The organism is Streptomyces sp. SM11 (genome assembly GCF_002910905.1).
Lineage (GTDB): Bacteria > Actinomycetota > Actinomycetes > Streptomycetales > Streptomycetaceae > Streptomyces.
In genome coordinates, this window is the sequence record NZ_NEUE01000307.1 from 26,512 (window position 1) to 44,720 (window position 18,209).

Annotated in this window: 19 protein-coding genes and 2 pseudogenes; 11 read left to right on the top strand and 10 right to left on the bottom strand. The window is 71.3% G+C overall.

All coding sequences use genetic code 11. From position 1 onward, the window contains the following. Window positions 1–86: 86 nt before the first annotated feature. From B9S58_RS36210 to B9S58_RS36225, 4 genes and pseudogenes are all read right to left on the bottom strand, one after another. A pseudogene (locus B9S58_RS36210) lies at window positions 87–577 on the bottom strand (HD domain-containing protein). Between the two features lie 355 nt (window positions 578–932). Then, window positions 933–2,078: a PP2C family protein-serine/threonine phosphatase gene (locus tag B9S58_RS36215; RefSeq protein ID WP_103536101.1), complete on the bottom strand. Its 1,146-nt coding sequence runs from the start codon at window positions 2,076–2,078 to the stop codon at window positions 933–935. A 190-nt stretch (window positions 2,079–2,268) separates the two neighbouring features. Further along, the gene (locus tag B9S58_RS36220; protein WP_103536102.1) at window positions 2,269–3,093 is read right to left on the bottom strand and encodes an Fpg/Nei family DNA glycosylase; all 825 of its coding nucleotides are present in this window, start codon (window positions 3,091–3,093) and stop codon (window positions 2,269–2,271) included. 105 nt (window positions 3,094–3,198) lie between these two features. Then, on the bottom strand, window positions 3,199–3,687 hold the full coding sequence (locus B9S58_RS36225; protein ID WP_103536103.1) for a ribose-5-phosphate isomerase: 489 nt from the start codon (window positions 3,685–3,687) through the stop codon (window positions 3,199–3,201). A 94-nt stretch (window positions 3,688–3,781) separates the two neighbouring features. Here B9S58_RS36225 and B9S58_RS38355 point away from each other — a divergent pair, with 94 nt between their 5' ends. Continuing rightward, the gene (locus B9S58_RS38355; protein ID WP_181009576.1) at window positions 3,782–3,919 is read left to right on the top strand and encodes a hypothetical protein; all 138 of its coding nucleotides are present in this window, start codon (window positions 3,782–3,784) and stop codon (window positions 3,917–3,919) included. Between the two features lie 108 nt (window positions 3,920–4,027). Then, window positions 4,028–5,323: an FAD-binding oxidoreductase gene (locus tag B9S58_RS36230; protein WP_103536104.1), complete on the top strand. Its 1,296-nt coding sequence runs from the start codon at window positions 4,028–4,030 to the stop codon at window positions 5,321–5,323. Between the two features lie 7 nt (window positions 5,324–5,330). On the opposite strand, the gene B9S58_RS36235 is transcribed toward B9S58_RS36230, so the two are convergent. After that, window positions 5,331–5,924 (bottom strand): biotin transporter BioY, encoded by a 594-nt coding sequence (locus B9S58_RS36235; protein ID WP_103536105.1) that lies wholly within the window; start codon window positions 5,922–5,924, stop codon window positions 5,331–5,333. 345 nt (window positions 5,925–6,269) lie between these two features. On the opposite strand from B9S58_RS36235, the gene B9S58_RS36240 reads away from it, so the two are divergent. From B9S58_RS36240 to B9S58_RS40115, 3 genes and pseudogenes are all read left to right on the top strand, one after another. Then, entirely contained in the window at window positions 6,270–7,715 is a 1,446-nt protein-coding gene (locus B9S58_RS36240; RefSeq protein WP_103536106.1) for an amino acid permease, read from the top strand. Between the two features lie 158 nt (window positions 7,716–7,873). Next, window positions 7,874–9,328 (top strand): amino acid permease, encoded by a 1,455-nt coding sequence (locus B9S58_RS36245; protein WP_103536107.1) that lies wholly within the window; start codon window positions 7,874–7,876, stop codon window positions 9,326–9,328. A gap of 259 nt (window positions 9,329–9,587) precedes the next feature. Next, window positions 9,588–9,731, top strand: a pseudogene (locus tag B9S58_RS40115) (epoxide hydrolase); the annotation flags it as partial. A 28-nt stretch (window positions 9,732–9,759) separates the two neighbouring features. On the opposite strand, the gene tkt reads toward B9S58_RS40115, so the two are convergent. After that, window positions 9,760–11,988: a transketolase gene (gene tkt / locus B9S58_RS36255; RefSeq protein WP_103536108.1), complete on the bottom strand. Its 2,229-nt coding sequence runs from the start codon at window positions 11,986–11,988 to the stop codon at window positions 9,760–9,762. A 297-nt stretch (window positions 11,989–12,285) separates the two neighbouring features. On the opposite strand from tkt, the gene B9S58_RS36260 reads away from it, so the two are divergent. The 4 genes from B9S58_RS36260 to B9S58_RS36275 all read left to right on the top strand — a co-directional run bounded on the left by B9S58_RS36260 (window position 12,286) and on the right by B9S58_RS36275 (window position 14,940). Next, window positions 12,286–12,927, top strand: coding sequence for a superoxide dismutase (locus B9S58_RS36260; RefSeq protein WP_018959211.1), 642 nt, complete (start codon window positions 12,286–12,288; stop codon window positions 12,925–12,927). 159 nt (window positions 12,928–13,086) lie between these two features. Then, on the top strand, window positions 13,087–13,422 hold the full coding sequence (locus B9S58_RS36265) for a metalloregulator ArsR/SmtB family transcription factor (RefSeq protein WP_103536109.1): 336 nt from the start codon (window positions 13,087–13,089) through the stop codon (window positions 13,420–13,422). After that, window positions 13,419–14,183, top strand: a complete 765-nt coding sequence (locus B9S58_RS36270; RefSeq protein ID WP_103536110.1) for a DUF2071 domain-containing protein — start codon at window positions 13,419–13,421, stop codon at window positions 14,181–14,183. Before B9S58_RS36265 ends, B9S58_RS36270 begins: the two co-directional genes overlap by 4 nt. 49 nt (window positions 14,184–14,232) lie before the next feature. Continuing rightward, complete coding sequence (locus B9S58_RS36275; protein ID WP_103536111.1) at window positions 14,233–14,940, top strand: CatB-related O-acetyltransferase; 708 nt, start codon at window positions 14,233–14,235, stop codon at window positions 14,938–14,940. Here the strand turns inward: B9S58_RS36275 and B9S58_RS39865 are convergent. The 4 genes from B9S58_RS39865 to B9S58_RS36295 all read right to left on the bottom strand — a co-directional run bounded on the left by B9S58_RS39865 (window position 14,937) and on the right by B9S58_RS36295 (window position 17,364). After that, window positions 14,937–15,209, bottom strand: a complete 273-nt coding sequence (locus tag B9S58_RS39865; RefSeq protein ID WP_258045246.1) for a hypothetical protein — start codon at window positions 15,207–15,209, stop codon at window positions 14,937–14,939. The genes B9S58_RS36275 and B9S58_RS39865 overlap by 4 nt on opposite strands. Window positions 15,210–15,699: 490 nt before the next feature. Next, window positions 15,700–16,155, bottom strand: coding sequence for a GNAT family N-acetyltransferase (locus B9S58_RS36285; RefSeq protein WP_103536112.1), 456 nt, complete (start codon window positions 16,153–16,155; stop codon window positions 15,700–15,702). 121 nt (window positions 16,156–16,276) lie between these two features. Further along, a complete protein-coding gene (locus B9S58_RS36290) occupies window positions 16,277–16,486 on the bottom strand; it encodes a DUF397 domain-containing protein (protein WP_103536113.1) in 210 nt (69 codons plus the stop codon). Beyond that, window positions 16,483–17,364: a helix-turn-helix transcriptional regulator gene (locus B9S58_RS36295; RefSeq protein ID WP_103536114.1), complete on the bottom strand. Its 882-nt coding sequence runs from the start codon at window positions 17,362–17,364 to the stop codon at window positions 16,483–16,485. Before B9S58_RS36295 ends, B9S58_RS36290 begins: the two co-directional genes overlap by 4 nt. 207 nt (window positions 17,365–17,571) lie before the next feature. Here B9S58_RS36295 and B9S58_RS36300 point away from each other — a divergent pair, with 207 nt between their 5' ends. Both B9S58_RS36300 and B9S58_RS36305 read left to right on the top strand, forming a co-directional pair. Next, window positions 17,572–17,973 (top strand): ATP-binding protein, encoded by a 402-nt coding sequence (locus tag B9S58_RS36300; protein ID WP_219818947.1) that lies wholly within the window; start codon window positions 17,572–17,574, stop codon window positions 17,971–17,973. Then, a complete protein-coding gene (locus B9S58_RS36305) occupies window positions 17,970–18,161 on the top strand; it encodes a hypothetical protein (protein ID WP_258045247.1) in 192 nt (63 codons plus the stop codon). The genes B9S58_RS36300 and B9S58_RS36305 overlap by 4 nt, the downstream gene beginning before the upstream one ends. Window positions 18,162–18,209: the final 48 nt, after the last annotated feature.

The window sequence follows — 18,209 nt, forward strand, 5'->3', positions numbered from 1 at the left end:
GCGGTCCGGCCGTTCGCGGGCGGGCCGCCGCGCTCCTCGCCGACTCCCCTCCCCCTGATCCACCCGACGGCCCGGCCGCGGGTGGATCAGTGCGTCTCCGGGTTGGCCGGATTCTTTCGGTCCGGGGGTGATTCATCGCCGACCAGCCCCAAGAGGCCCCGCACCTGCGCATACTTCGCCGTCAGCCGGGTACGCGTCGCCGCGTCCAGGACCGCGAGGCGGGCGGGATCCGCGTTGTGGGCGAGGTCCGCCTCCTTGACGAGCAGTGCGCCCGGGGTCGCCAGGATCCGCGCGGCGTACGAGGACAGTTCCTCGCCCGGCCGCTTGGTCACCGCCAGGACCATGTCCTTCACCCGCTGCGGCAGGGCGGCCGCCGGACGGAGAGCGCGTCGTCCTCGACCGCGTCGTGCAGCCAGGCCGCCGCGATCTGCCCGTCGTCGCCGCCCCGCACCCGTACACCTTCGGCCACTGCCGCCAGGTGTTCCACGTACGGGCGGCCCGCCTTGTCGGTCTGCCGGGCATGGGCCTCTCGGGCGATGGACTCCACCTCGGAGACGCTCAGATCGTGTTCCGTCATGGGCCGACCCCACGACCGCGCCGAGAGATATGAGACGACAATTTGACAGGTTCATGCTTGCAGTGTCAATCGTTCGGTAAACTAATTACTGATGGACTCTTAATGCTCCCTTGGCTCGCTCTTGACCGACCCCGAAGGACCAGGCTCATCGGACACGCAGACACCCTGCCATGGGTGGCGCCTTCCTGGCCGCTACCGTCCTCGCCCGCCTCGGCGGCCGCATCGGGCTGCACTGGCGCCGGACGCTCGCACTCCGGCCGGCCCGCAACCTGCCAGGCGGCCGCGAGAAGGACGAGGACCAGGGACAGATACCGGTGTTCGGTCTGAGAAGCACCGGACGACGGAGAGGGGGCGCTCAGGCCCGGCGGGAGAGCAGCAGCAGGGCCCGGTCGTCGTTGACGTCCTTGGCGCAGGCCTCGATCAGATGCCAGGCCGCGCCCTCGAAGCCGGTGGAGACATAGCGGTCGGCCTCGCCCGTCAGCCGGTCGATGCCCTCGGCGATGTCCCGGTCGGCGGCCTCCACCAGACCGTCGGTGAACAGCATCAGCACGTCGCCGGGCGCGAGCGATCCCTTCACCGCGTCGAACTCGGCCCCGTCGTAGACGCCGAGCAGGGGCCCCTCCCCGGACTTCTCCTCCCACTGCCCACTGCCCGCGTGCAGTTGGAGGGCGGGCGGATGGCCTGCGGAGTAGATCTCGTAGTCGCCCGATTCCAGGTCCAGCACCAGGTGGATCGAGGTGGCGAAGCCCTCGTCCCAGTCCTGGCGCAGCAGATAGCCGTTGGCGGCGGGCAGGAAGGCGTGCGGGGGCAGCGAGCCGAGCAGCCCGCCGAAGGCGCCGGACAGCAGCAGGGCCCGGGAGCCCGCGTCCATGCCCTTGCCGGAGACGTCGGTGAGGACGGCCTCCAGGGTGCGGCCCCCGTGGGTACGGGCCGCGACGACGAAGTCTCCGGAGAACGACTGGCCGCCGGCCGGGCGCAGGGCCATCTCGCGGTGCCAGCCCTGGGGCAGCCGGGGCAGGGCGCTCTGGACCCGGATGCGTTCGCGCAGGTCGAAGAGCATCGTGCCGCCGCGCCGCCAGGGCACGCCGACCCGGGCCCGGAACTGGGCGAGGACCAGCCCGAAGAATCCGCAGGCGGCGACCACGAGCACGGTGCCCGGAGTGACCCGGGCGGGGCCGTCCAGGTACGGGCCGAGGGTGAGCGCCTCGACGATCAGCGCGCCGGCGGCCGTCGCGTACAGGCCCAGCAGGCTGGCGGGGCGCAGCAGCAGGCCGCCCGCCACGATGGGCAGGGCGAGTGCGGCCGGGTCGATCCAGACCGGGCTGACGACGGTGGCGAAGGTGATGGCCGGGATCGTCAGCAGCAGGCCGGCCAGGGCGATCCAGTCGGAGCCGTCGCCACGGAAGTAGTCGACCCCGGATTTGCGCAGGCCGATGCGGGCCCGGTGCACGTTTCTGCGCCACCGGGCCCAGAAGTCGTCTACTCCTCCGCTACGGGCCACTGCCGGGACCTTATCCACCCGAACGCGTCCGGTGCAGGGGGACCCCGGTGACAATGCGCTCGAAATGGGGTCGTCCGCGCGCCGGAACCCTGTTCCGCGTGGCATATGACACGGTTCCGGCGGGGTGCGGGCGGGGCGCGTGAGCGGATGCCGCCCGCCGGTTCTTCAGCCGCCGGAGGCGCCCGGGTGCTCAGCCGCCGGAGGGGCCCGGGGGCTGGCACCGGGGGCACCAGAAGAGATTGCGGGAGACCAGGTCCGCGGTGCGGATCTCCGTACGGCAGATGTGGCAGGGCAGATTCGCTCGGCGGTAGACGTAGACCTCGCCGCCGTGGTCGTCCTTGCGGGGCGGGCGGCCCATGGCCTCGGGGAGGTGTTCGGGGCGGACGGTGTCGATGCGGTTGTTCGTCACGCCTTCGCGCATCAGCTCCGCCAGGTCCGCCCAGATGGTGTCCCACTCGGTACGGGTGAGATCCCTGCCCGTGCGGTACGGGTCGATGCCGTGGCGGAAGAGGACCTCGGCGCGGTAGACGTTGCCGACGCCCGCGATGATCTTCTGGTCCATCAGCAGGGCGGCGATGGTGGTGCGGCTGCGGGAGATCCGCCGCCAGGCACGCTCCCCGTCCTCGTCCCCGCGCAGCGGGTCCGGGCCCAGGCGCCCGTGTATGGCGCGCTTCTCGGGCTCGGTGATCAGGGCGCAGGTGGTGGGGCCGCGCAGATCCGCGTGGTGGGCGGCGTTGACGAGCCGGAGGCGGACCGTGTCGGTGGGCGGCGGGGGCGGGGCGGTGCCGAAGCCGAGCTTGCCGAAGAGGCCGAGATGGACGTGGACCCAGCCGGTGTCGCCGAAGCCGAGGAAGAGGTGCTTGCCGTGGGCGTCGGTGGCGGTGAGGGTCCGCCCGTCGAGCAGGGCCGCGCTGTCGGAGAACCTGCCCTGCGGACTGCTCACCCGTACCGGTGCGCCCGCGAACCGTTCGGCGTGGTCGTCGGCGAGACGGCGGATGGTGTGTCCCTCGGGCACGGCGGGCTGCTTCCTGTGGCGCTCGTGGTGGTACGGGTGGTGGCATGGCCGTGCCGCCGGGTCCGGGACCCGGCGGCACGGGAAGACGTGGTGCGGGAGGGCCGGTCAGCCCTGCTGCGGGTGGTGGGCGGGGATCGGGGGGAGCTCGCCGGTGGTCTCGTACGCCGAGAGCATCTCGATGCGGCGCGTGTGGCGCTCCTCGCCGGAGTACGGCGTGGAGAGGAAGATCTCGACGAACTTCGTGGACTCCTCGACCGTGTGCATCCGGCCGCCGATCGCGACGACGTTGGCGTCGTTGTGCTCGCGGCCGAGGGCTGCGGTCTGCTCGCTCCAGGCCAGTGCGGCGCGGACGCCCTTGACCTTGTTGGCGGCGATCTGCTCGCCGTTGCCGGAGCCGCCGATCACGATGCCGAGGCTGTCCGGGTCGGCGGCCGTCTTCTCGGCGGCCCGCAGGCAGAACGGCGGGTAGTCGTCCTGGGCGTCGTAGATGTGGGGGCCGCAGTCGACGGCCTCGTGGCCGTGGGCGCCGAGCCACTCGACGAGGTGGTTCTTGAGTTCGTAGCCGGCATGGTCGGATCCGAGGTACACGCGCATGGTGCGAAGTGTGGCACGAACTTCGCGGGGCAGCCGTCAGCGGGGTCGGGAGCCCCCGTCCGGTGATGCGCGGACCTGATGCCGGTCCCTTGTGGTGAACGCCACTCGGGCAACGAGGCTGACCGACGACGCCGCCCGCGAGCAGGTCGTGCCGTCGTTGCCGGTCGCGGCCCTGGTGGTGGGCGTCTCGCTGTTCCGGGAGATGCGCGGCCGCAAGGCCGTCGCCAGGTGATCGGTGCGTGTTCCGCACCTTCGACGGATACCTGACAGAGGTTGTCAGGTATCCCCGGGGAGGCTCTACCTCGCACCGCCGAAACGCGAGCGAAGGAGAGCCTCCCCCATGTCGTCCCAGCCCACTGGATCCGCACCCGCCACCTTCCAGACCGGCTACCCGGTCCGGCCCGCCCGGCTGGTCGAGGCCGCCACCCCCGACGACGTACGGCAGGCCGTGGCGTACGCCGCCGCGCGCGGGCTCCCCGTCGCCGCGCACGCCACCGGGCACGGGCTGCCCGGAGCGGTCGAGGGCGGCGTCCTCGTCGCCACCCGCGCCCTGGACTCCGTCACCGTCGACCCGGTCCGCCGCACCGCCCGGATCGGCGCGGGCGCGACCTGGGGCGCGGTGACCGCGGCGGCGGTCCCGCACGGGCTGGCGCCGCTCAACGGCTCGTCGCCCTCGGTGGGCGCGGTCTCGTACACGCTGGGCGGCGGACTGGGCATCATGGCCCGGAAGTTCGGGTACGCCGCCGACCGGGTCCGGGCGCTGGAGGTGGTGACCGCCGACGGAGTCCTGCGCCGGGTCACGCCGGAGCGCGAGCCGGAGCTCTTCTGGGGGCTGCGCGGCGGCGGGCACCGGCTGGGGGTGGTGACCGCTCTGGAGATCGGGCTGGTGGCGGTGGAGCGGCTGTACGGGGGATCGATCGCCTTCGCCGGGGAACGGGCGGCCGAGGTGGTGGGCCGCTTTCTGGAATGGACCCGGACCGTGCCGGAGTCCCTCACGTCCTCGCTGGCCGCGCTCGTCCACCCGGACCTGCCGCAACTGCCCCGGGAGTTGCGCGGGCGGTACGTCGTCTCGGTGCGGGTCGCCTTCACGGGGGACGCCGCCGAGGGCGAGCGGCTGGTGGCCCCGCTACGGGGAATCGGACCCGTGCTCGCCGACTCGTTGCGGGAGATGCCGTACGCCGAGAGCCCCACCATCCACAGCGACCCGCCGTTCCCGCACGCGTACTACGGGGAGGGGCTGATGCTCCGGGAGCTGGACGCGGGGCGGGCCGCCCGGGTGCTGGAGCTGACCGGGCCCGGAGCCCCGATGATGACGGTGGTGCAGCTCAACCACCTCGGCGGGGCACTGACCGGGGGTCCGGACGTGGCGAACGCGGTGCCCCACCGGGACGCGGGCTTCCTGCTGCGGCTGCTGTCGCCGCTGGACGGTACGGACGTGGCGGCGGTGCGCTCGCTGTACGGGGAGGTGTCCGGGGTGCTGGGGCCGCTCGTTCAGGGGCGGTCGCTGAACTTCTCCTTCGGCGGCGGGGACCGTACGGCCGGTTTCCACGAGCCGGAAACGGCGAAGAGGCTCGCCGGTCTGGTCTCCCAGTACGATCCGGCGGGCCTCTTCGGTGGCCCCTACGAGGGCCGGTGAGTGCGGGTCAGCCGCGGCGGCCGAGGAGCTTCCAGGCGGCGGGCAGCGCGCCCATGGCCAGCGCCGCCTTGAGCGCGTCGCCGAACAGGAACGGGGTGAGGCCGGCAGCGACGGCGGCGGTCGGCGACATCCCGGTGGACAGCGCGAGGTAGGGCACGCCGACGGCGTAGATGATCGCGGAGCCCAGGACCATCGTGCCCGCGGTGCGCAGCATCGAACGGTCGCCGCCGCGCCGGGCGAGGGCGCCGACGACGGTGGCGGCCAGGAGCATGCCGAAGACGTAGCCCAGGGACGGCATCGACCAGCCCGAGGAGGCCTCGGCGAACCACGGCATGCCGGCCATGCCGACGAGCGCGTACAGCGCGAGGGAGAGGAAGCCGCGGCGGGCGCCCAGCGCGGTGCCGATGAGCAGCGCGGCGAAGGTCTGGCCGGTGACCGGGACCGGGGAGCCGGGGACCGGGACGGCGATCTGGGCCGCGATGCCGGTCAGGGCCGCGCCGCCGAGGACGAGGGCCGCGTCCACGGCGTAGCGGTGCCGGGCTGCGGGCAGCAGGTCGGCGAGGACCGCTCCGGAGCGGACGGGGGCGGCAGCAGTGCTCATCGGGACTCCGCGGGTGAGGGCAGGTGGGCCGGGACGGCCCCCGCCGGGCAGGGTGGGGTCGGGCTCTCGCCGACGTTAGCCCACGGGTTAACGCTCGATCACCATCAGCCGCCCACAAAGCGGCGGTTGATGGCTTGGTGGGATTCACACAAAGCCCGCACCGCAATCACGTTCCCGCGTGACGCTCGTCACGGAGGTGAGGGCGGTGCCGGCGCATTCTGGCGGGGCGCACGGCGATCGGCGAGACTGTAGCTTCCCCATAAACGATCAGAGCTTCCCCATAAAGATCAGCCGGCTCTTATCGGCCCGCGAACGACCATAGATTCCGAGAGCGACCCTTCCCCCATGCACGATGCCCCTCCCCGCACGCCGTCTCTCCCGTCCTCCCCTGTGCCGCCCGAGCCGCTGGCGCACGGGCTCAAGCAGCGCCATCTGACGATGCTGGGGCTCGGCGGGGTGATCGGGGCCGGTCTTTTCGTCGGCTCGGGCGCCGGGATCGCGGTGGCGGGGCCCGCGATCGTCGTCTCGTATCTGATCGCGGGGGCGCTCGCGATGCTGGTGATGCGGATGCTCGGCGAGATGTCCTCCGCGATGCCCGCATCCGGTTCGTTCTCCGTGCACGCCGAGCGGGCGCTCGGGCGGTGGGCCGGGTTCAGCGTCGGCTGGCTGTACTGGTTCCTTCTGGTGGTCGTTCTCGCCGTGGAGGCGACGGCGGCCGCACAGATCGCCCACGGCTGGGTGCCGGGCATCGAACCCTGGGCATGGGTGCTGCTGTTCATGGTGGTCTTCACCGCGGCGAACCTGACGGCGGTGAAGAACTTCGGCGAGTTCGAGTTCTGGTTCGCCTCCTTGAAGGTCGGCGCGATCGTGGTCTTCCTGGTGCTCGGGGTGCTGGCGGTGTTCGGATGGCTCCCCGACACCGACCCGGTCGGGATGACCAACCTGACCGGCCGGGACGGCTTCCTGCCGAACGGCTGGGGCGGGGTCGTCTCCGGCGTGCTGACCGTGGTCTTCGCCTTCGGCGGGCTGGAGGTCGTCACCATCGCCGCCGCCGAGACGGACGACCCGGCGCGTGCGGTGGGGCGGGCGGTGCGCAGCGCGGTGGTGCGCATCCTCTTCTTCTACGTCGGCTCGATGCTGGTGATCGTGACCGTGCTGCCGTGGACCGCGCAGCAGGCCGGGCTGAGTCCCTACGTGAAGGTGCTGGACGCGATCGGGGTGCCGTCGGCCGGGCAGATCATGAACATCGTCGTGTTCGTCGCACTGCTCTCCGCGCTCAACGCCAATCTGTACGGCTCCTCCCGCATGATCTTCTCGCTGGCGGAGCGCGGGGAGGCCCCGCGCGGGCTGCTGAAGGTCTCCGGCAAGGGCGGGGCGGAAGGCGGGACGGAGGGTGGTGTGCCGCGGCGGGCGGTGCTGGCCTCGGTGGCCTTCGGCTTCGTCTCCGTACTGCTCAACCTGCTGTGGCCGGACACGGTGTTCCTCTACATGCTCAACTCGGTCGGCGCGGTGCTGCTGTTCGTCTGGGCGCTGATCGCCGCCTCCCAACTGCGGCTGCGCGCCCGGCTGGAGCAGGAGGCTCCCGAGGCGCTCACGCTGCGGATGTGGTGGTTCCCGTATCTGACCTGGGTGACGCTGGCCGGGCTGCTCGGGGTGCTGCTGCTGATGCTGACCGACGAGGCGGCACGCCCGCAGGTGCTGTGGTCGGCCGGGGCGACGGCGTTGGTGCTGCTGGTGGCGGTGGGACGGCAGCGGCGGGAGCGCGCGGACGCGGCGCCGGCCGGCCGGTAGGCGGGGGCCGACCGGCACGGGCCTGACCGGCCGGTAGGCGGATGTGCACCTTGTGTGAGCCTGGTGCCCGCATAGCGGACACCCACTCCGTGTGAGCGGTGCAGATGCTCAGACTGTGGGTTCGTTTCTCTGCCTCAGCTACCGAACAGAGCTCGTCCATGTCTCGGACCTCCGCGTCTCCCCCCACCGCTGACTCCGCGGCCGCTGCCGGGCCCCGGGCGGACTCCGCGCTCACCCACGGTCTCAAACAGCGACACCTCTCGATGATCGCCCTCGGCGGGGTGATCGGCGCCGGTCTCTTCGTCGGCTCGGGCGCCGGCATCGCCGCGGCGGGACCCTCGATCATCGTCGCGTACGCCATCTCCGGGCTGCTCGTCATGATGGTGATGCGCATGCTCGGCGAGATGTCGGCCGCCAACCCGGCCTCCGGCTCCTTCTCCGTGCACGCCGAACGGGCGATCGGCCCGTGGGCCGGGTTCACCGCCGGCTGGTCCTTCTGGTTCCTGCTCTGCGTCGCCGTGGGCCTGGAGGGCATCGGGGCCGCGCAGATCGTCAGCGGCTGGCTGCCGGGGACGCCGGAGTGGGCCTGGGTCGCCCTGTTCATGGTGATCTTCCTCGGGACGAACCTGGCCGCCGTGAAGAACTTCGGCGAGTTCGAGTTCTGGTTCGCCGCGCTCAAGGTCATCGCGATCACGCTGTTCCTGGTGCTCGGCCTGCTGGCGATCCTCGGCGTGCTGCCCGACACGGACGCGCCCGGCCTGTCCAACCTCTCGGGCGACGGGGGCTTCCTCCCCAAGGGCATGGACGGATTCATCATCGGACTCCTCGCCTCGGTCTTCGCGTACGGCGGTCTGGAGACCGTCACCATCGCGGCGGCCGAGTCCGAGAACCCGGTACAGGGCGTCGCGAAGGCGGTCCGTACGGCGATGTGGCGCATCGCCGTCTTCTACATCGGCTCCATGGCAGTCATCGTCACGCTGGTCCCCTGGGACAACCCGAAGGTCGCGGAGGTCGGCCCGTTCTACGCGATGCTCGACCACCTGGGCATCGGGAGCGCCGCGCAGATCATGAACGTGGTCATCCTCATCGCCCTGCTCTCCGCGATGAACGCCAACATCTACGGCGCTTCGCGCATGGCCCGGTCGCTGGTCGCCCGGGGCCAGGGCCCGGCCGTGCTCGGGAAGATCACCTCCGGGGTGCCGCGCAACGCCGTGCTGTTCTCCTCGGTCTTCGGGTTCGCGTGTGTGCTGCTCAGCTACTGGCGGCCGGACGACGTCTTCCCCTGGCTGCTGAACATGATCGGCGCGGTGATCCTGGTGGTGTGGACCTTCATCGCGGCCTCCCAGCTGATCCTGCGCGGCCGCACCGAGCGGGAGGCACCGGAGACGCTGGTCGTGCGGATGTGGTTCTTCCCCATCGGCACGATCGTCGCCCTGGCCGCCATGGTGGGCATCTTCCTGCTGATGCTGCGCCAGTCGGACACCCGTGACCAGCTGCTGGCCACGGGAGCGCTGACCGTGGTGCTGATCGGCATCGGCCTCGTACGTCAGCGGCGACGGGGCGGCGGCGGGAGCGGCGACGGCGCGGCCGGGATCCCGGCGCAGCGGAAGTAGTTCCCGCACGCCTCGCGGCAAGGTTCCCGCCCGGCCGCTACGAACGCCGGGCCCCTCCTCGTACGATCGGGGCGGATCCCGGCGTTTCGGCGTTCGGTGTACGCCGGGCTGTCATCCGCCCTCGCTCCCGTGGTGGCTCCTTCCGCTTGAGGAGTCGTCATGTCCGTTGCTCCCAGGCGTCGTCCGATCCTCCTGGCCACCGCTCCCGTCACCGCCGCGGCCACCGCCCCGGCCGTCGCCGGCCGCCCCGAATTCGCGGATGCGCTACTACGCCAACGCCAACCGCTGTCCCTGGGCCCCGGCCCACGACCGCACTCCGGTGGTGCAGGCCCCGGCCGGCCTCACCCTCGTCACCTACGAGAACCCGCCCGGTGCCCACACAGCCGACGAGCGCGTCCGGGCGGCCCTGAACGGCGTAGCCGTGTCGCCGTCTAGTCGGCGTCCCCCGGGCCGCCCCCGGCCTGGCCCTCGCCGGGGCGCTCCCCGCCGGGCCGGACGGGTCCGGCCGCCGCGCGGATGCTCTCCCGTGCGGCGTCGGCGACCGCGCGGGGCGTGATGCCGAACTCCTCGTACAGGCGCTCGTAGGCGGCGGACGCGCCGAAGTGCTCCAGGCTCACCATGCGGCCCGTGTCCCCCACCACGTCCCGCCAGCCCTGGGCGACGGCCGCCTCGACGCTGACCCGGGCCCGGACCTCGGGCGGCAGGACCGTGTCCTGGTAGGCGTACGGCTGGCCGGCGAACCACTCGCGGCAGGGGAGCGAGACCACCCGTGCGTCATGCCCGTCGGCGGCCAGCAACTCCCGTGCGTCCAGGGCGATGTGGACCTCGGAGCCCGTCGCGACGAGGATGACGTCGGGCGTCGCGCCCCGGCTGTCGGCGAGTACGTAGCCGCCCCGGGCGGCCCCCTCGGCGGAGGCGTACGCGCCGTCCCCCCGCTCCAGGACCGGCAGCGGCTGCCGGGTCAGGGCGAGGCCGGCGGGCCGGTCGTGGTGTTCCAGGACGGTGCGCCAGCACACGGTCGTCTCGTTCGCGTCGGCGGGCCGTACGACGTCGAGGCCGGGGATCGCGCGGAGGGCGGCCAGTTGCTCGACGGGCTGGTGGGTGGGGCCGTCCTCGCCCAGGCCGATGGAGTCGTGCGTCCAGACGTAGGTGACCGGGAGCTTCATCAGGGCGGCGAGCCGGACGGCCGGGCGCATGTAGTCGCTGAAGATCAGGAACGTACCGCCGTAGGGGCGGGTGAGGCTCTGCAGGGCGATGCCGTTGAGGATCGCGCCCATGGCGTGCTCGCGGATGCCGAAGTGGAGCGTGCGGCCGTACGGGTCGCCGGGGAACTCGCCGGTCTGCTTGCTCTCCGGCACGAAGGACGGCTCGCCCTCCATGGTCGTGTTGTTGCTCCCCGCGAGGTCGGCCGAGCCGCCCCACAGCTCGGGCAGCACGGGTGCCAGCGCGGTGAGTACATCGCCGGACGCCTTGCGGGTGGCGATGCCCTTGGCGTCGGGGCGGAAGTCGGGGAGACTCTTGGCCCAGCCCTCCGGAAGCCGCCGTTCCCGCAGCCGGTCGAGGAGTTCGGCGCGCTCGGGGTGGGCGGCGCGCCACTCCTGATAGCCGGGCTCCCAGGCACGATGGGCCTCGGCGCCGCGCTCGACGACCGCGCGGGCGTGGTCCAGCACGTCGTCCTCGACGGCGAAGTCGGCGTCCGGGTCGAAGCCGAGCAGCTTCTTGGTCGCGGCGACCTCGTCGTCGCCGAGTGCGGAGCCGTGGGCCTTGCCGGTGTTCCGCTTGGTGGGCGCGGGCCAGCCGATGATCGTGCGCAGCAGGATCAGGGAGGGCCGGCCGCGCTCGCTCTTCGCGGCCTCGACGGCGGCGAGCAGGGCGTCGACGTCCTCGACGTAGTCGCCGGTCCGCGTGAAGTCGACCGTCTGGACGTGCCAGTCGTACGCGGCGTAGCGGGCGGTGACGTCCTCGCTGAAGGAGATGTCGGTGTCGTCCTCGATGGAGATGTGGTTGGAGTCGTAGAAGACGATCAGGTTCCCGAGCTCCTGGTGCCCCGCCAGCGAACTGGCCTCGGCCGTCACACCCTCCATCAGGTCGCCGTCGGAGGCGACGACGTACACGTGGTGGTCGAAGGGGCTCGTGCCGGCCGGCGCGTCGGGGTCCAGGAGGCCGCGCTCACGCCGGGCCGCCATGGCCATGCCGACGGCGGAGCCCAGCCCCTGCCCCAGCGGCCCGGTGGTGATCTCGACGCCCCTGGAGTGCTGGTACTCCGGGTGGCCGGGGGTGGCGGAACCCCAGGTGCGCAGCGCCTGAAGGTCCGCCAACTCCATGCCGTAGCCGCTCAGGTACAGCTGGATGTAGAGGGTGAGGCTGGAGTGGCCGCAGGACAGCACGAAGCGGTCCCGGCCGAGCCACTGGTCGTCCGCCGGGTCGTGCCGCATCACCTGCTGGAACAGCAGATACGCCAGCGGGGCCAGGCTCATCGCGGTGCCCGGGTGGCCGTGGCCCGCCTTCTGCACGGCGTCGGCCGCCAGCACGCGCACGGTGTCGACGGCGCGGACGTCGAGCGGGCCCCAGCCCGCGGCGTCCGCGCGGGGCGGGGCCAGTCGCGGATCGCGACCGCTGTTCGGGCCGTTCGGGCCGTTCGGCGTTTCGGGGGGTGCCATCAAGTCCTCCTGATCAGCGGGGTGGGCGGGCAACTGGCGGCGCGACCGCGGGCCCGGCCCCGGGCTGCCCGACTGCTTGGCCGGGTCCCCCGGGACGACGGGACCAAACGTGCGACGGCGTACGCAGCACAGGATAAGGAGCAAACCATCTTTGCCGGACAAATGGGAGAACGGTGGCGCCACAGGTCCTAGGCCGAAGGGCTGATCACTTCGGAACACTCCTGCTGTTAGCCTGCTTCTGCACATAGATTGCAATAACAACTGGACGGCATTCCCAGCAGTCGGAGGGCTCGCATCATGGCCACGTACACGCTCCCGGAACTCCCGTACGACTACGCGGCGCTCGAACCGGTCATCAATCCGCAGATCATCGAGCTGCACCACGACAAGCACCACGCCGCGTACGTCAAGGGCGCGAACGACACCCTGGAGCAGCTGGAAGAGGCCCGCGACAAGGAGGCCTGGGGAGCGATCAACGGTCTCCAGAAGAACCTCGCGTTCCACCTTTCCGGCCACATCCTGCACTCGATCTACTGGCACAACATGACCGGTGACGGCGGCGGCGAGCCCCTCGCGGCGGACGGCGTGGGCGACCTCGCCGACGCGATCACCGAGTCCTTCGGCTCCTACGCGGGATTCAAGTCCCAGCTGACGAAGGCCGCGGCCACCACCCAGGGTTCCGGCTGGGGCGTGCTCGCGTACGAGCCCGTGAGCGGCAAGCTGATCGTCGAGCAGGTTTACGACCACCAGGGCAACGTCGGCCAGGGCTCGGTCCCGGTCCTCGTGTTCGACGCCTGGGAGCACGCCTTCTACCTGCAGTACAAGAACCAGAAGGTGGACTTCATCGAGGCCATGTGGCGGGTCGTCAACTGGCAGGACGTGGCGAAGCGTTACGCCGCCGCCAAGGAGCGCGCGGACGTACTGCTGCTCGCCCCCTGACGTGACACCGGCACACCACGGACGTCCTGCCTCGTGATCGTCTTCTCAACCTTCACCACGGCAGGCGGACAAACGGAGAGCCCCCGCGAGGACATGACTCGCGGGGGCTTTCCCATGGCGGCTGTTTAGCTGTTTAGCTCATGTGCTAAACATGCACACATGGATTCACCCGCCGACGAAGAGGCCAGCGCCTTCCGCGCCCTCGCCGACCCCACCCGCCGCCAGATCCTGGAGGACCTGCGGGGCGGCGAGCTGGCCGCCGGGGAGATCGCGAGCCGGTTCTCGATCAGCGCCCCGTCCATCTCGCGCCACCTGGGCGTGCTCAAGGGGGCCGGGCTCGTCACCGAGCGCCGGGACGCCAACCGCATCCTCTACTCGCTCGCCGAGGAGCGGCTCGCCATGTGCGTGGGGCGCTTCCTCAGCGCCGTGTGCCCCGAGCAGATCGTGCTCCGCGGCACCAGGTGGCGCTCGGCGCCGGAAGGCGACGGCTCATGATCCGGTCCCGGCTCTCCAGCGTCATCGAACGCCGCCTCCTGGTGAACTACCGGGTCGACCCGTACGTCGCGGCGGCCCTGCTGCCCGCGCCGCTGCGGCCCCAGCTGGTGCGCGGCCAGGCGGTGGCCGGGATCTGCCTGCTGCGGATCGGCGGTGTCCGCCCCGGCTGGGCCCCGGCCGCGACCGGGCTGACCAGCGAGAACGCGGCGCACCGGATCGCCGTCGAGTGGGACGGGCCGGACGGCGTCGAGCGGGGCGTCTACATCCCGCGCCGCGACACCGCCTCCCGCCTCAACGCCTTCGCGGGCGGCCGGATCTACCCGGGCGAACACGGCCGCGCGGACTTCACGGTGCGGGAGGACGCCGACGCCGTACGGGTGGCCTTCGCGACCCGGGACGGCGAGGTGGCGGTCGACGCGACGGTGGAACCGGCCGAGGAACTGCACGGCAGCGGGCTGTTCACGGACCTGGCGGAGGCGTCGGAGTTCTTCCGCCTCGGCAGCCGCGGCCTCTCCCCCAACGCCGGGGGCACCCACCTGGACGTCCTCGAACTGTCCACGGACGCCTGGAAGGTGACGGCGGGCCGGCCCCGGACCGTACGCTCCTCGTTCTTCGAGGACCTGGACCGGTTTCCGCCGGGCAGAACGGTGCTGGACAGCGCGCTGGTGATGCGGGGCGTGGCGGCCGACTGGTCGCGGGGGGAGCCGTTCCGGCTGGGCGGGAAAATGCCCGCGGCCCGCCGGGCCCGGATGCCACGATGACCTTCGCACGCCTACCCGTACCCCGCTCCTCTCCCCGGAAGAGGCCCCCATGAGTTCCGCCCCCGCGCCCGTCCCGGCGGACCCCACCGCCCTGCACCCGATGCCCGGCCAGCCGCGCGTGGCGCAGCTGAAAGCTCTGGTCACCTCGCCGCTGATCGAGGCCGGGGAGTACTCGTACTACGACGACCCCGAGCACGCCACGGAGTTCGAGACCCGCAACGTGCTGTACCACTACGGCCCGGAGCGCCTGGTGATCGGCAGGTTCTGCGCGCTGGGCACGGGGGTCCGCTTCATCATGAACGGCTCCAACCACCGCATGGACGGCCCGTCCACCTTCCCGTTCCCGACGCTCGGCGGCTCCTGGGCCGACCACTTCGACCTGCTGACGGGCCTCCCCAACCGGGGCGACACCGTGATCGGCAACGACGTCTGGATCGGCTACGAGGCCGTGATCATGCCGGGCGTGCGCATCGGGCACGGCGCGATCATCAGCTCGCGCTCCGTGGTCGTCTCGGACGTCCCGGACTACGGCATCGTCGGCGGCAACCCGGCCCGCCAGATCCGCACCCGGTACGAGGAGGCGGACGTGGCACGCCTGCTGGCCGTGGCCTGGTGGGACTGGCCGGCGAACCACCTGACACGCCACATCCGTACGGTGATGTCGGGCACGGTGGCGGAGTTGGAGGCGGCAGCGCCGGGGGCGGGCCAGGGCGTGTCCGAAAGTTCGACCGAGCGCGACCCGGACACGTCTGTCTAGCACGACCCCGTGCAAGCCCGGTGCCGTTGGTGGTACGACCAGGTCACCGCCGCCAGGAGCGGGCCCCACAGCAGGAGGGGTGCGTAGGCGGCGACGAAGAGGACTTCACCGGCTGAGATGCCGGGGTCCGGACTCGGGGCGGTCAGCAGTCCGCCGAAGAAGAGGACCCACCACAGGACGGTGGCCGTGAGGGCTCCCAGCGAAGCGGCGGCGACCGCGAGTCTGCCGTTGACCGGGCGCCCCCCGAGGATCGGAATCCAGCGCGGCACCACCTCCCCCCCAGGGCCGTACCAGGCCGAGCGTGAGGTACGAGGCGGTCTCGGCGACCACGCCGATCAGCAGAACGTAGGCCAGTCCGATCAGCGGGGAGTTGTCGGGGAACGCGGTGAGGAACTCCTCGCGCTCCATCACCTCGACCGGTACCCCGAGCACGAGCGCGATGCGCCACACCCCGGAGGGGACGGTAGACCAGGCCGCGACATGGGCGGCGCGGACCGCCCAGCGTGGGGGTGGCGGGACCGACGGCCGGGCCGGTGGCGGCACGCGGGGTTCCGGCGGGGCGGGATCCGTCGTCGTCATGAACTCGAATCTCGCGCACCGCCCGGCCCGGCGCGTCAGACCGCGTGATGATCCGCCTCCGCCGCACGGGGGAACACGGCGCACCCTCACCGCAGAGCTACCTCGCGGGACTCCATCCGCACGGGACGGCGATCCGGCTCCGCAGCCCGGTCTCCACATGTTCTCCGCCGGCTGCGGACCTCAGAACCTGAGCTTGAATCCGTCGTGGCTGCGGGTGAAGCCGAGCCCGGCATAGAAGCGATGCGCGTGCTCGCGCTGCTTGTTGCTCGTCATCTGGACCAGTCCGCAGTCACGCGCGCGTGCCCTCGCGATCGCCCGCTCCATCAAGATCCGGCCCAGCCCGCCACCTCGCCGGTCCGCGCGAATCCGCACGGCCTCGATCAGGGCCCGCCCGGCGCCTCCCTGGCCGAGCCCGGGGATGTACGTCGCCTGCAGACAGCCCACGACCGCCCCATCGACGTGCCCGTCGGCGCCCTCGACCAGGACCAGCATCTCGTTGCGCGGGCCCGCGTCGATCGCCGTGAAGGCGCGCTCGTACGCCTCCGTGACCGCGATAGCCGCCGGGTCCACCACCCGCTCCTCATCGGTGAGCAGAGCGAGCACCGCAGGCAGTACGGGGGCGGGCTCAGCAGACATGACGCCGACCCTAACCGCCCCTCACACGAAGCTGCCGACTCGCGCCGCCACGTGATCGCAGCCACTGACGGGTCTGGCGGGGCTCACACGTGCGCCCGCCCGCGCGCTCCGGGCCGATCCGTCAGCCGCCGAAGGTGCCCGCCTTCACGCCGCCGATGAACGCGGCCCAGTGGCCGGGGCCGTAGAACTGGAGCCCGGCGGCCGGGTTCTTGCTGTCGCGGACGGCCCGGCCGCCATCGACGGTGTGGGCCACCTCGACGCACTCAGTTCCCTGCCCGCCGGAGGAATACGAAGACTTCTCGAAGGAAGTCACTATGCCCTGGCTGCTCACGATTCCTCGTTCCCTGCGGCGACGCTGTTCGCGATCTTCTCGATGAAGGCCATGCTCTCAGTACGCGTGAGGGCTGCCGACCTGAGCGTGTCAAACGCGTGTACGTAGCTGGCCATGACGTCCCGCTCTTCGAGGATGACGCAGTTGGCGACCGCATCAATAACGATCACTTCAGGTGAGATCTCCTGGGCGTACGAAAGTCCGACGAACGCAGGCGACACTCGTGCAGCAGCCCACTCGGTGTGCGGCAGCACCTGAATCGTCATGTTGGGTTGCTTGGCCATCTTGTTGAGGTGGGCGAGCTGGGCCCGGTGAACAGCGGGCGACGGCATCGGACCGGTGATCGCCGGCTCCCAGATCACGGCAGCGAACCGCGCGCCCGTCTCCTCGAAGACACGGCGCCTCTCCTGCCTGACCTTGACGACCATGTCGGCCGCTTCCTCACTGATCACGTCCGGGCTGGCGTCGGTCAACGCCCTTGTGTACTCGGGAGTCTGCAGCAGGCCCGGGATGAGAACCGGCTGCCACGTACGGATGTACGTGGCGTCGGACTCCAGGGACAGAAAGTCGCCCAGAATCTCCCGCACGGGCTGCCCGGCATCGAAGTCCATCCACCAGCCACGCTTGTTGCTGTCCCGCGCCAGCTTCTCCAGTAGCTGACGTTCGACAACGTTCTCCACCTCGTACAGATCAAGCAGCACTCGCACATCACCGACGCGTGCACTGACCGTGCCCGATTCGATTCGGCTGATCTTTGCCGTGGAACATGCCACCGCATCGGCCGCGTGCTCCTGGTCCAGACACGCGTTCAGCCGCAGCCGCTTGAGCGCCGCCCCCAACCTCCGACTGCGCACCGTGGGCTTCCCACCTGCGGGCATAGACCCCCCTCTCCCTTCCAGCCAGTCTGCCTGGCAACTGTTCGCCCTCGCTAGCGAGTTGCCTCGGACGAGTGAATGCAAGCTTGCACTACAGATTCACTTGCTTTGCGTCTCACCCCACCCCTAGCGTGGATTACGTCACACCGAGTGCTGACTTCAGCACGTCAGGTGATCTTGGTTCCGCCTGCCCACGACCTTGGGGGACATATGTCCGGGCGCACAGACAGCAAGAGGTTCCGAGTCCGCAGGGACTCCATCTCCGCCGCTCGGCGGCACGTCAGAACGGTCCTGGTCGGGTGGAAACTCGCCGAGCTCATCGACGACGCGACACTGACCACCAGCGAGCTGGCCACCAACGTCATCGCCCACACCAAAGGCACCGGCGACTACTTCGAGTTGGGGTTACGGCGTCGGAACGGCGTGCTGATCCTGGAGGTCGCCGACTCCCACCAGTGGCTGATGCCGGAGCTTCGCAAGCCCACCGACGACGAGACGTCCGGTCGGGACCTGCTCATCGTCGACGCGCTCGCCGAGCGTTGGGGCGTACGGCCGCGCAACCCCGGAAAGACCGTCTGGGCTCAACTGCCCATCCGGACCAGGTTCCCGTGAAGGCACCCCTGCTCCGCCCGTATGCGTCACGTCCGTCCTCGCCCTTCGCCGAACGGGTCCGCATCGAGGCCGACCCCGCCTACCGGGCCCGGTACTTCCCCGGGCTGGACGCGGCGATCGCGCAGCGGGGCCGTTGGCGCTCGGCCGAGGTGGATGCGCTGGTACGGCGGCTGAGGTCGCCGCCGTAGGACCCTGCGGCAGACGTCAGCAGGAGAAGAGCAACCGACCCACCACTA

Bases quoted from the DNA above. Each gene is read 5' to 3' on its own strand.
- B9S58_RS36240 (WP_103536106.1), top strand. From the start codon at position 6,270: ATGCACGATGCCCCTCCCCGCACGCCGTCTCTCCCGTCCTCCCCTGTG.
- B9S58_RS36270 (WP_103536110.1), top strand. From the start codon at position 13,419: ATGATCCGGTCCCGGCTCTCCAGCGTCATCGAACGCCGCCTCCTGGTG.
- B9S58_RS36295 (WP_103536114.1), bottom strand. From the start codon at position 17,364: ATGCCCGCAGGTGGGAAGCCCACGGTGCGCAGTCGGAGGTTGGGGGCG.
- B9S58_RS36245 (WP_103536107.1), top strand. From the start codon at position 7,874: ATGTCTCGGACCTCCGCGTCTCCCCCCACCGCTGACTCCGCGGCCGCT.
- tkt (WP_103536108.1), bottom strand. From the start codon at position 11,988: ATGGCACCCCCCGAAACGCCGAACGGCCCGAACGGCCCGAACAGCGGT.
- B9S58_RS36275 (WP_103536111.1), top strand. From the start codon at position 14,233: ATGAGTTCCGCCCCCGCGCCCGTCCCGGCGGACCCCACCGCCCTGCAC.
- B9S58_RS36285 (WP_103536112.1), bottom strand. From the start codon at position 16,155: ATGTCTGCTGAGCCCGCCCCCGTACTGCCTGCGGTGCTCGCTCTGCTC.
- B9S58_RS36235 (WP_103536105.1), bottom strand. From the start codon at position 5,924: ATGAGCACTGCTGCCGCCCCCGTCCGCTCCGGAGCGGTCCTCGCCGAC.
- B9S58_RS36230 (WP_103536104.1), top strand. From the start codon at position 4,028: ATGTCGTCCCAGCCCACTGGATCCGCACCCGCCACCTTCCAGACCGGC.
- B9S58_RS36225 (WP_103536103.1), bottom strand. From the start codon at position 3,687: ATGCGCGTGTACCTCGGATCCGACCATGCCGGCTACGAACTCAAGAAC.
- B9S58_RS36265 (WP_103536109.1), top strand. From the start codon at position 13,087: ATGGATTCACCCGCCGACGAAGAGGCCAGCGCCTTCCGCGCCCTCGCC.
- B9S58_RS36260 (WP_018959211.1), top strand. From the start codon at position 12,286: ATGGCCACGTACACGCTCCCGGAACTCCCGTACGACTACGCGGCGCTC.
- B9S58_RS36300 (WP_219818947.1), top strand. From the start codon at position 17,572: ATGTCCGGGCGCACAGACAGCAAGAGGTTCCGAGTCCGCAGGGACTCC.